Source organism: Steroidobacter sp., from assembly GCF_036402275.1.
GTDB lineage: Bacteria > Pseudomonadota > Gammaproteobacteria > Steroidobacterales > Steroidobacteraceae > Steroidobacter.
This window is the reverse complement of record NZ_DASWTF010000036.1, coordinates 357,961-374,103: the sequence shown is the minus strand read 5'-3', so window position 1 is coordinate 374,103 and position 16,143 is coordinate 357,961. Positions and strand designations below refer to the sequence as shown.

Below are 16,143 nucleotides of genomic sequence, written 5' to 3'. Positions count from 1 at the left end.
CCCGGTGCAAAGAGGGGTTCATTAAAAGGCCGGAACCCCGAAACTGTAAACTTCAGCGGCGGTCGGGAGGCGATTTCTGCTCCGACTGTATGCAATTTGGCGCCGAGTCCGTTTGCTTCGCACCGATCGAGTGCTAGTCTCCGTGCCGCTATGACGCGAAATCCCGATCTCCTTCAGTGGCATCCCTCCAGCTGGCAGTCCAAACAGGCGCAACAGCAGGCCACCTATCCCGACCAGGCGGCGCTCGATCACGTGGTGAGCGAGCTGTCCCGGCTGCCGCCGCTGGTGGTTTCCTGGGAGGTCGAAGCGCTGAAAGAGCAGATCGCGGCCGCGCAGCGCGGTGAGCGCTTCCTGCTCCAGGGAGGCGACTGCGCCGAGACCTTCGAGGACTGCGAGTCCGACAAGATCGCCAAGAAGCTCAAGATCCTGCTGCAGATGAGCCTGGTGCTGGTCTATGGCTTGAAGAAGCCGGTGATCCGCGTCGGCCGCATGGCCGGACAGTATGCAAAGCCGCGCTCGGCGGACACCGAGACCCGCGACGGCGTGACGCTGCCGAGCTACCGGGGCGCGAACGTCAACCGTCCCGGATTTACAGCCGAGGAGCGTGTGCCCGATCCGCAGCTGCTGCTGCGTGGCTATGAGCGTTCGGCCCTGACGCTGAATTTCGTCCGCTCGCTGATCGACGGCGGCTTCGCCGATCTGCATCACCCCGAATACTGGGATCTGGATTTCGTGCGGCACTCGCCGTTGAAGGACGCGTACGAGCGCATCGTGCAATCCATCTCCGAGTCGCTCGATTTCTTCGAGTCCACCTCGGGCCGGCCGATCCACGAGAGCACGGTCACCAAGTTCTACACCAGCCACGAGGCACTGCACCTGCTGCTGGAACAGGCGCAGACGCGATTCATCCCGCGTTCGCAGCGCTGGTACAACTTGTCGACACACATGCCCTGGATCGGCATGCGCACAGCCGCGCTCGATGGCGCGCACGTGGAGTTCTTCCGTGGCATTTCCAATCCGATGGGCATCAAGGTTGGCCCGTCGATGAGCGCGGAGTGGGTGCAGGGGCTGATCGCAGCCCTCAATCCGAACAACGAGCCCGGCCGGATCGTGTTGATCCATCGCATGGGCGCGAAGGACATCGACAAGCGTCTGCCGCCGCTGATTCAGGCGGTACGCGCCACGGGCAGCCCAGTGCTGTGGATCTGCGATCCCATGCACGGCAACACCGAGACGGCCACGTCGGGCCTGAAGACGCGGCGCTTCGAAAACATCTTGAGCGAGACGGAGGCGGCGTTCCGCATCCATCGCGAACTGGGTTCTTGGCTCGGGGGAGTGCATTTCGAGCTGACGGGCGAAGACGTCACCGAATGCACAGGCGGCGCACGGGGTCTGACGGACGCGGACCTCGCGCGTGCTTATAAATCGCAGGTCGATCCACGCCTGAATTACGAACAGGCGCTGGAGCTGGCCATGCGTATCGCCGGTTTGCACGCGAAAAAAGGCGCGCAGAAGAGCGCCGTGATTAATATATAAATGGGCGAAAGCGGCCGAGGTCCTTTCGCCTCCAATAACTTGCCTTGCGTTCGGCGGCGGCCTCTACAATAGAGGCCGCCGCTATCATCTCGTCGCCACGTTCATCGCAGCTGATTCACTCATGGCCACCAGGAAAAAATCCGCTTCCAACGGCAAGACCGCCGTCAATTTCCGTCGTTATTCCAGCGAAGTCGTCGATGGTCTGAAGCAGGCGCCGAGCCGCGCCATGCTGCGGGCGGTAGGCTACAAGGACGCGGACTTCAAGAAGCCGGCGATCGGCATTGCCTCCACCTGGAGCAATCTCACGCCGTGCAATATGCACATCGACAAGCTCGCCAAGGCAGCCGCGGCCGCGGTCGACGCCTCGGGCGGCAAGAGCACGACGTTCGGCACGATCACCGTGTCCGACGGTATTTCCAACGGCGCGCCCGGTATGCGCTATTCGCTCGTGTCGCGCGAAGTGATCGCCGACTCCATCGAGACGGTGACCGGTGCGCAGGGCTTTGACGGCGTGGTCGCGATCGGCGGCTGCGACAAGAACATGCCAGGCTGCATGATGGCGCTGGCGCGGCTGGATCGTCCCGCGGTGTTCGTCTACGGCGGCACCATTCGACCGGGGCCGGGTCATCTCGACGTGATCTCAGTGTTCGAAGCACGTGGCGCGCTCACCAGCGGCAAGATCACCCAGAAGCAGATGGACGAGATCGAGCGCAAGGCCATCCCGGGGCCCGGCAGCTGCGCCGGCATGTACACGGCGAACACCATGGCCTCGGCCATCGAAGCGATGGGCATGAGCCTGCCGAACAGCTCGGCGCAGGACGCCGTGTCGAAGCAAAAGATCGAGGACTGCAAGAACGCTGGCAAGGCGGTCGTGAAGCTCGCCAAGCTGGGCATCACACCGTCGCAGATCATGACGCGCGAAGCGTTCGAGAATGCGATCACCACGGTCATCGCGCTCGGCGGCTCGACCAACGCGGTCCTGCATCTGCTGGCGATCGCGCACTCCGCGAACATTCCGCTCGAGCTGGATGATTTCACTCGCATCGGCAAGAAAGTGCCGGTGCTCGCGGATCTGCGCCCGAGCGGCAAATACATGATGTCGGAGCTGGTGCGCATCGGCGGCATCCAGCCGCTGATGAAGATCCTATTGAAGGAAGGCTTGCTGCACGGGGACTGCTTGACGGTCACCGGCAAGACGCTGGCTCAGAACCTGAAGAGCGTGAAGCCGTATCCGAAGAATCAGGACATCGTTTACGCCTTCAAGAATCCCATCAAGCCGGAAAGCCATCTGGTGGTGCTCTATGGCAACCTCGCGCCGGAAGGCTCGGTCGCCAAGATCACGGGCAAGGAAGGCCTGTCGTTCACCGGCCGCGCGCGAGTGTTCGATGGCGAGGAGGCTTCGGTGCAGGCCATTCTCGATGGCAAGGTCCAAGCGGGAGATGTGGTTGTGATTCGCTACGAGGGCCCCAAGGGTGGTCCTGGCATGCGCGAAATGTTGAGCCCGACCAGCGCCATCGCCGGCGCGGGCCTGGCCGACAAAGTCGCGTTGATCACCGACGGCCGCTTCTCGGGCGGCAGCCGCGGTTTCGTGGTGGGACACATTGCGCCGGAAGCGGCGGTGGGCGGTCCCATCGGCCTGATTCGCGATGGCGACTCGATCACCATCGATGCGCAGTCACGTGAAATTCAGGTCGCGGTGAGCGAGGAAGAATTGTCCAAGCGTCGGGCGCAGTGGAAGGCGCCTGAGCCTTACACGCGTCGCGGCGTGCTTGCGAAGTACGCTCGTTCCGTCAGCAGCGCGTCGTTGGGCGCGATCACGGACGGCGATGTCTGCGAGAGTCACTGAAGTAGAGAATCGATCATGGCGCGAGCGATTGAAATCGTCGAAGTGGGGCCGCGCGATGGATTGCAGAGTGAGCCCGAGATTCTGTCGACGGCGACCAAGCTGGAGCTGATCGGGCGCCTGGTGGCGACGGGGCTCCGACGCATCGAGGTCGCGAGCTTCGTCAATCCGAAGCGCGTGCCCCAGATGGCGGATGCCGAGGCTGTGATGGCCGGGCTGCCCAAAGTGCCGGGCGTGCAGTACGTCGGCTTGGTGCTCAACAAGAAAGGTTTCGACCGTGCCCTCGCCGCCGGTTGTACCGAGGTTGGCTTGGTCGCGGCCGCGACCAACAGCGTCAGCGAACGCAACCAGGGCGCAACCACGGAAGAACTCATTCGCACCATCGAAGAGATCGCGCCGCTCGCGCGCGAAGCGGGCGTGCGGATGCAGGTGACGCTGTCGACGGCGTTCGGTTGCCCGTTCGAGGGCGAAGTGCCGACATCTCGCGTCGTCGAGATTTGCCGGCGTCTCGCCGCGACCCAGCCGCTCGAAATCGCGCTCGCCGACACCATCGGTGTTGCGGTTCCGAGTCAAGTCACATCGCTGGTCGAACAGGTGCGCGCCGTGGTCGGCGATGTCGCCATCCGCTGTCACTTTCACAATACTCGGAATACAGCGGTGGCGAATGCCTACGCGGCCGTGCTCGCTGGCGTGAACACGCTGGACGCGAGCGTCGGTGGCGTCGGCGGCTGTCCGTTCGCACCGAATGCGACCGGCAACGTGGGCACGGAAGATTTGGTGTACATGTTGTCCCGGGCGGGATACGACACGGGCATCGATCTGAACCGGCTGATCGAGACTGCCCTCTGGTTGCAAGAGCAGCGTGGCAAGCCGGTACCCAGCATGGTGTCCAAGGCCGGCGGCTTCCCGGTCAGAACCGTAAGCGCATCAGGCTGATAGCTCACTTTTCTGGCCGCTGCCTTGAAACGTCCGACAATCCTGTCGGACGTTAGCTAACCACCCCTAACCTAAGTTAGTCCCTCGGAATTTTGCCTTCCGGGACGGCGCATATTGCTGTATTCACATGACGGGGCGCGTATACACTGGCGTTATACGAGGCCCGTTCATACCCATTCCTATGCAGCGGCGCATTGCGGGCCTCCATCAACGAATCTATGAAGGAGCACCATGGCCAAAGCAGTGGACAAGGCGTATCACACCGTACGTGAACGCATCGTGCGTGGCGTGTATCCAGCTTCATCACGTATCACCGAGCAGGAAGTGGCGGCCGTCGCCGGAGTGAGTCGCACCCCGGTTCGGGAGGCGTTGCGAAAACTCCACGCCGAAGGGCTGCTGGAGTTCGTCCCTCACCAGGGCGCGATCGTCACCGAGTGGACCGTCGAGGATCGCGACGACGTGTATGAATTGCGGGCGATGCTCGAGTCCTATGGAGCGGGGCGGGCGGCGCGTCGGATCACCGTCGAGGGCATCGCCGAGTTGCGGCAACTCGCCGAGGATCAATATCACGAAACGCTCGCGAAGCCGGAGGGCTATCTCGAACGGGTCGGCGTGCTCAATAGTCAGTTTCACCGACGCATTCACGAGTTCGCCGGCAGCCCGCGGCTGGTGACGGCGCTGGCGTCGTTGATCGAAGCGCCGATGATGTTGAGAACATTCGCGACGTATCAGGACGAGGACCTGATCCGCAGCGCGTCGCATCACCTGGAGATCGTGCGTGCGCTGGAAGCGCGTGATGGAGATTGGAGCTCGGCACTGATGCGATCCCATATTCTCGGAGCCAGGGGCACGTTGCAGATCTGATTCCCTCTACATCTTATCTGACTCGGGATCGGGCATCCTGCCACGACCCTCGTGCGAGGCGGCAAAAGGCGCGACTTTTGCCGCTCGCTCGCCACTTGCGTGGCGGGGTACATCCCTGTACCCCAAGGGTGCCCGATGTCTAGAATGTCGGGTTCCAGGTTCAGGTCATCAGCGAGGGGATTGTCATGATCAAAGTCGGCGACAAGATGCCTGCGGGCACATTCACTCAGATCACCAAGGACGGGCCGCAGAAGGTCAGTGCCGAGGAGTTCTTCAAAGGCCGCAAGGTCGTGCTGTTCTCGGTGCCAGGCGCATTCACGCCCACCTGCGACGCCAAGCATTTGCCGGGCTTCGTGGAAAAGGCCGGCGACATCCGCGGCAAGGGCATCGACACGATCGCTTGCATGGCCGTGAACGACGCGTTCGTCATGAAGGCGTGGGGCAAATCCCAGAACACCGAAGGCAAAGTGGAAATGCTGGCCGACGGCAACGCCGAATACACCAAGGCGCTGGGTCTCGATATGGACGCTACCGGCTACGGCATGGGCATTCGCGGGCAGCGGTTTTCGCTGGTCGTGGATAACGGCGTGGTGAAACAGGTGAATGTCGAGCAGAAGGGCGAGTTCAAAGTCTCCAGCGCGGAGCACGTGCTGACGCAGCTCTAAGCCGCGCGAGACGCAAATGAAAAAGGCCGCCGCGATTATCGTCGCGGCGGCCTTTTTGTTTCCTAACGTCAGCGCTCAGCCGAGCGCTTTTTCCAACTCCGGCAGGACCGTGAACAAATCGCCGACCAGACCGATGTCGGCCACTTCGAAGATCGGCGCTTCGGCGTCCTTGTTGATCGCCACGATGGTGCGAGCGTCCTTGATGCCGGTCAGATGCTGGATCGCACCCGAGATGCCGACCGCGACGTACAGCTCCGGCGCGATGATCTTGCCAGTCTGGCCGACCTGCAGATCGTTCGCTGCGTAGCCCGCGTCCACCGCCGCACGCGACGCGCCGACAGCGGCGCCGAGCTTGTCGGCGAGGCTGAAGATGATCTTGAAATTATCCGAGCTGCCGAGCGCACGACCACCCGACACGACGCGCGGCGCGGTCTGCAGATCCGGGCGGCCGGTGGCTGCAGCGGAGCGCGACACGAAGCGAGTGTGAGAGGGCAGCGAAGCCGAAACATTCGCAGCTTCGACACCAGCGCTGCCACCTTGCGGAGCCGCCTGGAACGAAGCGGTACGCACGGTCGCGACCAGCTTCTTATCTTGCGGCGCTTCGACAGTGATGATGGCGTTGCCCGCATACACCGGGCGACGGAACTTATAAGCACCTTCGGCCGCCATGATGTCGCTGAGCTGACCGACGCCGAGCAGCGCGGCGACTCGCGGCATCAAATCTTTGCCGAAGGTGGTCGAAGGACCGAACACGTGCGTGTAGTTCGCGGCGACAGCGGCGACCTGAGGCGCGAGCACTGCGGCGAGCGGCTCGGCATTCGCGGCGTTATCGACCTTCAACACGGTCTTCACACCCTGGATCTTCGCGGCTTCGGCGGCGACGGCGGAGCCGTCGGTCGCGAACACGGCGACATCGATCTGCGCGCCCGAGATCGTGCTGGCGCAGGCGACGCACTTGGCGGTGGAAGGATTGAGCTTGCCGCCAGCGTGTTCGGCGACGATGAGAATCTTGGCGGACATTAGACGAGCCCCTTTTGCTTCAGAGCGGCGACGAGCTCGCCCACATCTTTCACCATGACGCCTTTGGAACGGGCCGCGGGCGGCTCGTACTTGGCGGTCTTGAACTGCGGCGCCGTGTCCACGCCAAGCGAGGCGATGGCGACGGTGTCGAGCGGCTTTTTCTTGGCCTTCATGATGTCGGGCAGCTTCACGTAGCGCGGCTCGTTCAGACGCAGGTCGGTGGTGAGCACGGCGGGCAGGTCGACTTCGATGGTCTCGAGGCCGGCGTCGACTTCACGCGTGACCTTGGCCTTGGAGCCTTCGAGCTCGACCTTGGAGGCGAAGGTCGCCTGCGGGCGGTCCCACAGCGCGGCCAGCATCTGGCCGGTCTGGTTGTTGTCGTCGTCGATGCCTTGCTTGCCGAGCAGGACGATCTGCGGGCTCTCTTTCTCGATGAGCTTGAGGAAAATCTTCGCGGCGGCGAGCGGCTCGACCGGCGCGTCGGCCTGCACGAGGATGGCGCGGTCGGCGCCCATGGCGAGACCGGTGCGCAGCTGCTGCTGGGTGTCGGCGGGACCGATGCTGACCACCACGACTTCGGTGGCGCCACCTTTCTCCTTGATGCGCAGCGCCTCTTCCAGCGCGATCTCATCGAAGGGATTGATGCTCATTTTGACGCCGTCGGTCACGACACCCGTGCCGTCGGGTTTGACGCGGACGCGGACGTTGTAGTCCACCACGCGCTTCAGTCCCACCAGAATCTTGCTCAACGTCGACTCCGATTTAATTGATCGCTTAATTCGCTGCCGCAGGCCGCAGCAGCGGCCCGGCACGCTACTGGAAGCAGGCCGGCGAGTCAATCAACATGAGGTCGCGTTCGGCCGCGTTCTGCACAGGAAAAACATGGGTTTGTCCGACATCGGGCCGCCCGGCGCAGGTCGGGTGTCTGCCCGGTGCGTATTGTGTCGCCAGAAGTGGAATGCGGTCACCGCTCGGCTTCGGCACGACCGGCTAAACTCCGCTCCCATTCCAAGCACAACGACCGCTCACCATGCCCGATGCTCTTGCTCCGCGCCTGAAGTTTGGTGTGATTGCCCCGGCCACCAACACCATCGTGCAGCCGGAATACGACGCCATGCGCCCGCGCGGGGTCACCAATCAGATGGCCCGCGTTGTCATTCCCGACTCGCCGGTGGGCACCGAAAGCGAGTTCGCGGCCATGATGGGGCAGGTGCGCAATTCGATTGAGGCCGCCATGGATGCGGTCATGGCTTGTTCACCGTCCGCGGTCATTTTCGGCATGTCGGCCGAGACCTTCTGGGAAGGCGTGCTCGACGCTAACGCCCTGCAGGCCCACCTGGAAGCGCGAGCGGGGGTGAAGGCGATCCTGGGCGTGCTGGCGTGCCAGGCCGCGATTCAGCGGTACGGCGGCATTCGCCGGATCAGCGTCATCACGCCGTACATGCCCTCGGGCGACGCGCAGGTGCGCCGCTCGTTCACGGACAGTGGCTTCGAAGTGGTCAACCTGCTGGGGTTGAAGTCGAATAGCCCGCTGCTCATGGCCCACGAGGCGCCCGAACGCCTGCGCCGGGCAGTGAGGGAGGTGGACGACAGTAGCGTCGAGCTGATCCTGCAGGTAGGCACCAACTTGGCATTTGCGCAGGTAGCGGCCGAGGCCGAGCGCTGGCTCGGCAAGCCGGTACTGGCTGTGAACACCTGCACCTACTGGCACGCGCTCCGCAGCACGGGGATCGAGGACAAGATCGAAGGGTTCGGGTCGCTGCTGAGTGAACACTGAGGCGGATCTGTAGTGGCCGCGGACCCTTGAACCTGTGCGCACTTCTGCGCACGGGATTCTGTTATCTTGCGGCACCAGTCAATCCCCAACAGCCGCTTCGAGTCCTATGCGTACCATCCGCCCCAGTGCCGGCCTCGCCAACGTGAAGTATGAAATTCGCGGCGATCTGGCGCGGCGAGCGCACGAGATGGAGCGCCGGGGCTATGACATCATCCCGCTGAACATCGGCAATCCCGGCGTGTTCGGTTTTCGCACGCCCGAGACCATGCGGCTGGCGATGATCGAAAACCTGAAGGCGAGCGAAGCCTACAGCCACCAGAAAGGCATCTTCCCGGCTCGCGAAGCCGTGGTCATGCAACAGCAGAGCCGCGGCGTGCGTGGCGTGAGCGCCGATGAGGTGTTCATGGGCAACGGCGTCAGCGAGCTGATCGACCTGGTGCTGCGTGCGCTGCTGTCGACGGACGACGAAGTACTGGTGCCGATGCCGAACTATCCGTTGTGGACGGCGGCGGTGAACCTGAATCGCGGCCGGGCCGTGCATTATCCCTGTCATGCCGCGAACGGTTTCGAGCCCGATCCGAAAGAGATCGAGGCGCTGATCACCAGCCGCACCCGTGCCATCGTCGTCATCAATCCAAACAATCCGACGGGCGCCGTGTACTCGCGCGCCACGCTGGAAGCCATCGCTCGCATCGCCGAGAAACATCACCTGGTGGTGTTCTCCGACGAGATCTACGACCAGATCGTTTATGACGACGCCAAGTTCGTGCCGATGGCCACACTCGTGCACGGCACGCTGTGCGCCACCATGTCGGGCCTGTCGAAGGTCTATCGCGCCTGCGGTTATCGCGTCGGCTGGGTGTCGTTCTCCGGTGAGGTCGAAGCGGCTCGCGAATATCTGAGCGCCCTCGATAAGCTGTCGTCGCTGCGTTTGTGCAGCAACGTGCCCGGCCAGTGGGCCGTGCAGACCGCGCTCGGCGGCTATCAGAGCATTCAGGAGCTGGTCCGTCCGGGCGGTCGTTTGTTTGAATCGCGGCAGGCGATTCTCGATGGCGTGGCCAAGAGCAAATACCTGGAAGTGCATGCGCCTCGCGGCGCCATCTACGCGTTCATCGGCGTGAAGGACGGCGTGTTGCCGGGCTTCGACGATCAGCGCTTCGCCATGGACCTGCTGGAGCACAAGCACGTGCTGCTGGCGCCGGGCACCAGCTTCAACACGCCTTACAAGACGCACTTCCGCATCACCAATCTGCCGCGGCCCGAAGTGCTGGCCGACGTGTTCCGCCGGATGGAGGAACTGTTGGACAGCTATGCCGATGGGGCCGAGCCTGTGTCACGCGCGGCGCCGGATCTGAAGGTCGTCCGCAAGTCATGAGATAAGGGGCATTGCAGCTCCATTCTCTCCTCGATGAAGGTGTGACGGTGCTCAGCGCGAGCCGCAGGCTCGCGCACGCGCTGCGGCTTGGCTATGCCCAACACGCGCAGAGTCGTGGGCAGACTGTCTGGCGTACTCCACGCATTCTTCCCTGGTCGACATGGCTCGCTCAGCAATGGCTGGAAGCGCGCGCCATCGGCGTCCACACGCATCACGCTCGCTTGCTGACCAATGCGCAGGCGCGAATCCTTTGGGACAGCCTGGTGAACGACAGCGAGTGGGGCGATCACCTGCTGAATCCATCCAATGCCGCCCGGCTTGCCGCGCGCAGCTGGCGACGCATGCAGGAATATTTGATTCCGCTCTCAGCGCTGCACGATAGCGACAGCAGCGAAGGCCGGGCCCTGCATGCCTGGTGCACCGAGTTCCTGAAACGTTGCGAGAAACTGCAGGCTATCGACGAGACGCGTCTGCCGCACTGGGCACACGATGCGAACTTCGTTCCCGAAGACACGATCGCCTTTGCGGGCTTCGACAGCATTCCGCCGTCGATCTCACGACTGATCGAACGTTGGCGGGCCAAAGGCAAGGTCGTCGACATTGAGGTCGAGAAACAAACATCGCGCTCCGTCGTGGCCGTCGCGGCGCGCGATGCCGATGACGAACTGGAACTCGCTGCTCGCTGGGCGCGGGCGCAGATCGCAACAGGCAAGAGCACCGTCGGCGTGGTGGTCGCCGACTTGCAGTCGCGGCGCGCTGAAGTGCAGCGAGTGTTCGAAGATGTTTTTGCGCCGGGCCAAAGAAACATTCACGCCGAGCCGACGCGGATTCCCGTGGTCATCGCCGCACCAGCGCCGCTGGCCTCGTATCCGGTCGTCGACGCGGCGTTGCAGGTGTTGCAATTCGCCTTGCATGACCGTCCCGCGACGCATGCGGGGCGCTTGTTACGCACGCCTTTCATCGCGGGCGGCGAATCTGAAAAGGATCGGCGCGCCATGGCGGATTTCCGTCTGCGCGAGGATCAGCGAGATCGGTGGGATTGGTTCGAGCTGGAACGCTGGGCGGGCGCCACGGGCTGCGATCAACTTGCGCTCGCCGCGCGACGCATCGGTGAGCTGATCCGAGGCAACACGAGCTCGACGGGCGCGAGCGCCTGGGCGGAACGCTTTCATACCTGGCTGCGTGCGGTGGGCTGGCCGGGCGAACGTTCGTTGAGCAGCGTCGAACATCAGACGGTGCTGAAGTTTCATGCCGCGCTGGCGGAGTTCGGCACGCTGGATGCCGTGACGCCGCCGCTCTCCGCGTCGGCCGCTTTGTCTCGGTTGCAGGAACTGCTGCGTGATACGCCCTTCGAGCCGGAGACGCAGGCCACATCGATCACCGTGATCGATCCGGCCACGGTCGCGGGAATGACCTTCGATGCGACGTGGGTGATGGGTCTCGATGCCGCGCGGTTGCCCGAGCCGGTCAATCCGGATCCGTTGTTGCCTGTGCCTTTGCAACGTGCCGCCAAGGTGCCCGAGGCCACGGCGGAGGGCGTGATGCAGCTGTCACGTGCACGCCTTGCGCGCTGGACCAGCAGTGCACCCGATGTGGTGTTGAGCTGGCCGCGCCAGGAAGGCGAGGCCGAGCTGCAGCCGAGTCCGATGCTTTCCTCATGGCCGACCATCAAAGGCAGCGACATCGCCATCGCCGCCGTGCGGCCGCTGCGAAGAACGTTGTTCGATCAGCGTCCCTTGCTCGAACAGATGAGAGATGAAGCCGCGCCTCGGCTGACGGTGCGAACGGCGCGCGGTGGCGCGATGACCCTGGAGTTGCAATCGCGCTGTCCGTTTCGTGCGCAAGCGCAGATCCGTTTGGGCGCGGAAGAGTTGCCGACGGTGAGTCTCGGCGTCGAGCCCATCGATCGCGGCATCATTCTGCATCGGGTGCTCGAAGAGATCTGGGGCGGGTTGCGCAGCCATGCGGGCTTGATGGCGATCGACGAACAAACATTGGCCCAACGCGTTCGCGACAGCGCCGAGCGACACACCCTTAAGGCTTTGCAGCCGACCGTTCGTTATCGCGAGCGACTGGCGGCGCTCGAAGCGAGCAACATCGCCCGGCAGGTGTTGTTGCTGTTATCGGTGGAGAAGCAGCGGCCGCCGTTTTCCCTGCGTTTCACCGAAACCTCCGAGCCGTATGCGATTGGCGGGCTGTCCATCACCTTGCAGCCGGATCGCATCGATGCACTGAGCAACGGCGGCCATCTGCTGATCGATTACAAGCTCGGCGACTCTCACACGCCGAGACAGTGGCTGGATACGTTCCCTGGTCGACCGCGGCGACCACAGCTGCCGTTGTATGGACTCGCGCACGCAGAAACATTGCGCGGTCTGGCTTACGTCGTGCTGAGCGCCGGCGCCGTTGAATATCGCGGCTGGAGCGATGGCACCTTTATCGGTGAGGGCGTTCTGCACTATCCGGAGGGTGTACGTCTACGGGTTGAGCATCCGGCCGATTGGCCATCGCTGGTGGAACATTGGCGCAAGACGCTGACCCATCTGGCGGAAAGTTTCGTCGAGGGCCAGGCCGTGGTCGATCCGCTGCCGCAAGAGTGCTCGACATGTCATCTCAGCGCGTTCTGCCGGATCAGCGAGCAGACCCAGGATGAGGACCTGGAGCATCACGATGAGTAGCGACGCCGCGGCCCGCAAGCGCGCGCTCGATCCGACGCGCTCGTTCATCGTCCAGGCGCCAGCAGGCTCGGGCAAGACCGAGCTGCTCACGCAGCGTTATCTGCGGTTGCTCGCGACGGTCGAGCATCCGGAGCAGATCCTCGCGATCACGTTTACGCGCAAGGCCGCGGCCGAAATGCGCAATCGCATCTTGCTTTCGATCGAAGCCGCAGGCGGCGCGGCGCCGGAGTCGGCTCACAAGCTGACGACGTGGGAACTGGCCCGCGCAGTGCGAGCGGCCGATATCGAGCGCAACTGGAAGCTCGCCGAGCATCCTTCGCGTCTGCGCATCCAGACCATCGATGCGCTCAACTCGACGCTGGCGCGTCGCTTGCCGATTCTGGCCGGCACGGGCTCTGCGTTGGAGCCGGCCGAAGACCCCTGGCCTTTGTATGGAACCGCGGTGCGCCGGCTCATCGAGCGGCTCGGGGAAGGTTCGGCGGTCGCGCAGCATCTGGAATCCTTGATCGTGCACCTGGGCAATCGCACCGACATGCTCGCGGAGCTGTTCTGCGAGTTGCTCGCGAAGCGTGATCAGTGGCTGCATCAGATCGTCAGTGCCGGCGCACACGAAAATCTGCGCGCCGTGCTCGAACAAACATTGCAGGGTGTGATCAAGCGTCATCTCTCGACGCTGTGCGCACAGCTCGATCACGTGCGCCGGCGGGAGCTCTGGGAGCTGACCGTGTTCGCGGCATCGAATCTGCGCGAAGGGGCCGGCCTCAGCGAAGAGCGACGGCTGCTGCTCGATGCCTGCACCAATGCCGACGCGGTGCCCGGACCGGAAAGTGACAGTCTGGATGCGTGGCTCGCGCTCGCGAGTGTGTTCCTGAAGCGCGACGGCACGCCGTATCTGACCGTCAACAAGAAGAGCGGCTTTCCCACCACGCATCCCGAAGAGAAAGAGCGCATGCTCGGCGCGCTCGCTGAACTGGCGCAGCAGACCGATCTGGTCGCGCAGCTCGTCGCACTTCGAACGTTGCCGCGAGCGTCGTACTCGCAAGAGCAATGGGCGATTCTGGAAGCGTTGCTGGCGGTGCTGCCCGTGGCGGTGGCCGAGTTGCAGCTCGTGTTCCAGGCGCAAGGGCAGGCCGACTACATCGAAGCCGCCTTGCGCGCACTGCAGGCACTGGGCACCAGTGACGAGCCGACCGATCTCGCGCTGGCGTTCGACTATCGCTTGCAACATCTGCTGGTCGATGAATTTCAGGACACCTCGTTCGGGCAACTCGATCTGCTCGAGCGGCTGACCGCAGGCTGGACGGAAGGCGACGGTCGCACGTTGTTCTGCGTGGGCGATCCCATGCAGTCCATCTATCGGTTCCGCCAGGCCGAGGTCGGATTGTTCCTGCAGTTACAGCGACAGGGCCTGCGCAACGTGCCGCTCGAACCGTTGCAGCTCACGTCCAACTTTCGCTCGACGCGGCCGATCATCGAGTGGGTCAATCGAGTGTTTCCGAATGTGCTGTCGCCGACCGACAATGCCGAGCACGGCGCGGTTCGTTACAGCCCCAGCGTCGCGGCGCTGCCGAGCACTCGCGGCGGTGTGAAAGTGCATGCATCGTACGAGAACGACGAGATGGCGGAGGCGCGCCAGGTCGTGAAGCTGGTGCGCAAGAGTCTCGCCGAGGATCCAGAAACCACCGTCGCCGTGCTCGTGACCGCTCGCTCTCACGTCGGATTGATTGCGAGCGAGCTGCACGCGGCGTCCATTGATTTTCAGGCCATCGAGATCGAGGCGCTGTTGGATCGACCGGTCGTGCAGGACCTCACTGCGTTGACGCGTGCACTCCTGCATCTCGCGGATAGAACGTCGTGGCTTGCGGTACTGCGCGCTCCGTGGTGCGGCCTGACGCTGCATGATCTGCACGCGATCATCGATAACAACCGTGCGTCGACGGTCAACGAGCTGCTGAGCAAGGCGTTGGAGTCGAGCGAGGCACTGAGCAGTGAAGGGCGTGAGCGCGTTGCTCGCGTGCACTCGATCCTGCAGACCGCGCTGCCGGAGCGGGGCCGATTGTCACTGCGCGACTGGGTTGAGCGCACGTGGAATGCACTGGGCGGCCCGGCCACGCTGCATCGGCCGCAGGATCTGGACGATGCGGACGCCTATCTGCGCCGCCTCGATCAGATCGAAATCGCGGGCGATCTCGAAGACGTGGCGCGCCTGGAAGATCAGCTCGATCGATTGTTTGCCCGCCCGAGGCCCGAGAATCGCGCGCGCGTGGAAGTGATGACGGTCCACAAGGCGAAGGGTCTGGAGTTCGATGTCGTCATCCTGCCGGCGTTGAATCGTTGGATTCGAGGCGAAGGCCGTGAGCTGATGCGCTGGACGCGCATTCCAGGGGATGATGGTGGCATCGTCTTCGCGCCCATCAAAGCCGAAGGCGCCGATGCCGATCCGATGTATCGCTGGATCGAGTTGCTGGAGCGCGAACGCAGCGCTCGCGAACGCGGCCGATTGCTGTATGTGGCCGCGACACGAGCCAAGCGCGTCCTGCACTTGCTCGGCACCGTGCGAGTCAAAGAAACAGAGGGCGGCACGGTGATGCAGGAGCCGCGCAACGGCTCGATGCTGCGTTTGTTGTGGTCCGAAGTGAAATCGCATTTCGAATCGGTCGTGCACACCAAGCCGCAGCAGGATTTGTTTGCATCCGCGCCGCAGCCGCATCTGCGCGTGCGTCGCTTGCCGCTGCAGTGGCAGCCGCCGGCCGCGGACTCCGCGGTGACCGCGAAGGCCGTGAACGTCAGCGACCTCGAAGCGAAGATCGAGTTCGACTGGGCATCGCAGACCGCTCGACACATCGGCACCTTGGTTCACCGCGAGCTCGATCGTCTGGTGCGGGCAGGGCGCCCGGAAGCATCGCCCAATCGTGCCCGGCTGTGCGCGGAGCTCGCTGAGTTGGGTGTGCCGCCGGATCGCTGTGAAGCTGCCGCCGAGCGCGTCGTCGCCGCCATGGCTCAGACGCTCGCCGATGAGCGCGGTCGCTGGCTGCTCGGCTTGTCCTCGCAGTTGAGCGAAGCGGAGTCCGAGCTGGCGTTGAGCGGCGTGTTCCAGGGCGAGATCGTTTCGGGTGTGATCGATCGCACGTTCGTCGACGAGCACGGTGTCCGCTGGATCGTGGATTTCAAAACCGGCACGCACGAAGGTGGCGGCCTGGAACAGTTCCTCGCCGAGGAAGTCCAGCGTTACCGCGAGCAGTTACTACGCTACGCCCGGCTGATGCGCCTGTTCCGCCCTGGCCAGCCCGTCCGCGCCGCGCTCTACTTTCCCCTGATGAAACAGTGGCGGGAAGTCCCGGTAGCCTGACCAGAAAAACGGCAAGAGGGGACCTAGCTCACAGTTGCCAGTAGCAAACGTCGCTTCCGCGGCGCGCCGCTGGCTACACTAACGGCCTCATCATCAGGGT

At 63.6% G+C, this 16,143-nt stretch carries 11 protein-coding genes; 9 read left to right on the top strand and 2 right to left on the bottom strand.

Annotation, left to right across the window (positions count from 1 at the left end; translation table 11 throughout):
* The first annotated feature begins 150 nt into the window (after positions 1 to 150).
* From VGD45_RS21330 to VGD45_RS21310, 5 genes are all read left to right on the top strand, one after another.
* The gene (locus VGD45_RS21330) at positions 151 to 1,536 is read left to right on the top strand and encodes a class II 3-deoxy-7-phosphoheptulonate synthase (RefSeq protein ID WP_331157369.1); all 1,386 of its coding nucleotides are present in this window, start codon (positions 151 to 153) and stop codon (positions 1,534 to 1,536) included.
* 121 nt (positions 1,537 to 1,657) lie between these two features.
* Complete coding sequence (ilvD, locus tag VGD45_RS21325; protein ID WP_331157368.1) at positions 1,658 to 3,382, top strand: dihydroxy-acid dehydratase; 1,725 nt, start codon at positions 1,658 to 1,660, stop codon at positions 3,380 to 3,382.
* 15 nt (positions 3,383 to 3,397) lie between these two features.
* Positions 3,398 to 4,315 carry a hydroxymethylglutaryl-CoA lyase gene (locus VGD45_RS21320; RefSeq protein ID WP_331157367.1) on the top strand — a complete coding sequence of 306 codons (918 nt, stop codon included), beginning with the start codon at positions 3,398 to 3,400 and terminating at the stop codon, positions 4,313 to 4,315.
* A 231-nt stretch (positions 4,316 to 4,546) separates the two neighbouring features.
* Positions 4,547 to 5,179: a GntR family transcriptional regulator gene (locus VGD45_RS21315; protein WP_331157366.1), complete on the top strand. Its 633-nt coding sequence runs from the start codon at positions 4,547 to 4,549 to the stop codon at positions 5,177 to 5,179.
* 185 nt (positions 5,180 to 5,364) lie between these two features.
* Positions 5,365 to 5,844: a peroxiredoxin gene (locus VGD45_RS21310; RefSeq protein ID WP_331157365.1), complete on the top strand. Its 480-nt coding sequence runs from the start codon at positions 5,365 to 5,367 to the stop codon at positions 5,842 to 5,844.
* A 75-nt stretch (positions 5,845 to 5,919) separates the two neighbouring features.
* On the opposite strand, the gene VGD45_RS21305 is transcribed toward VGD45_RS21310, so the two are convergent.
* Positions 5,920 to 6,864, bottom strand: coding sequence for an electron transfer flavoprotein subunit alpha/FixB family protein (locus tag VGD45_RS21305; RefSeq protein ID WP_331157364.1), 945 nt, complete (start codon positions 6,862 to 6,864; stop codon positions 5,920 to 5,922).
* On the bottom strand, positions 6,864 to 7,613 hold the full coding sequence (locus tag VGD45_RS21300) for an electron transfer flavoprotein subunit beta/FixA family protein (protein ID WP_331157363.1): 750 nt from the start codon (positions 7,611 to 7,613) through the stop codon (positions 6,864 to 6,866). Before VGD45_RS21300 ends, VGD45_RS21305 begins: the two co-directional genes overlap by 1 nt.
* Before the next feature lie 281 nt (positions 7,614 to 7,894).
* On the opposite strand from VGD45_RS21300, the gene VGD45_RS21295 reads away from it, so the two are divergent.
* The 4 genes from VGD45_RS21295 (at position 7,895) to VGD45_RS21280 (ending at position 16,043) form a co-directional block, all read left to right on the top strand.
* Positions 7,895 to 8,641, top strand: coding sequence for a hypothetical protein (locus tag VGD45_RS21295; protein ID WP_331157362.1), 747 nt, complete (start codon positions 7,895 to 7,897; stop codon positions 8,639 to 8,641).
* Between the two features lie 106 nt (positions 8,642 to 8,747).
* Positions 8,748 to 10,016: an aminotransferase class I/II-fold pyridoxal phosphate-dependent enzyme gene (locus VGD45_RS21290; RefSeq protein WP_331157361.1), complete on the top strand. Its 1,269-nt coding sequence runs from the start codon at positions 8,748 to 8,750 to the stop codon at positions 10,014 to 10,016.
* Positions 10,017 to 10,027: 11 nt separating this feature from the next.
* On the top strand, positions 10,028 to 12,694 hold the full coding sequence (locus VGD45_RS21285) for a PD-(D/E)XK nuclease family protein (RefSeq protein WP_331157360.1): 2,667 nt from the start codon (positions 10,028 to 10,030) through the stop codon (positions 12,692 to 12,694).
* Positions 12,687 to 16,043 (top strand): UvrD-helicase domain-containing protein, encoded by a 3,357-nt coding sequence (locus tag VGD45_RS21280; RefSeq protein WP_331157359.1) that lies wholly within the window; start codon positions 12,687 to 12,689, stop codon positions 16,041 to 16,043. Before VGD45_RS21285 ends, VGD45_RS21280 begins: the two co-directional genes overlap by 8 nt.
* Positions 16,044 to 16,143 lie beyond the last annotated feature (100 nt).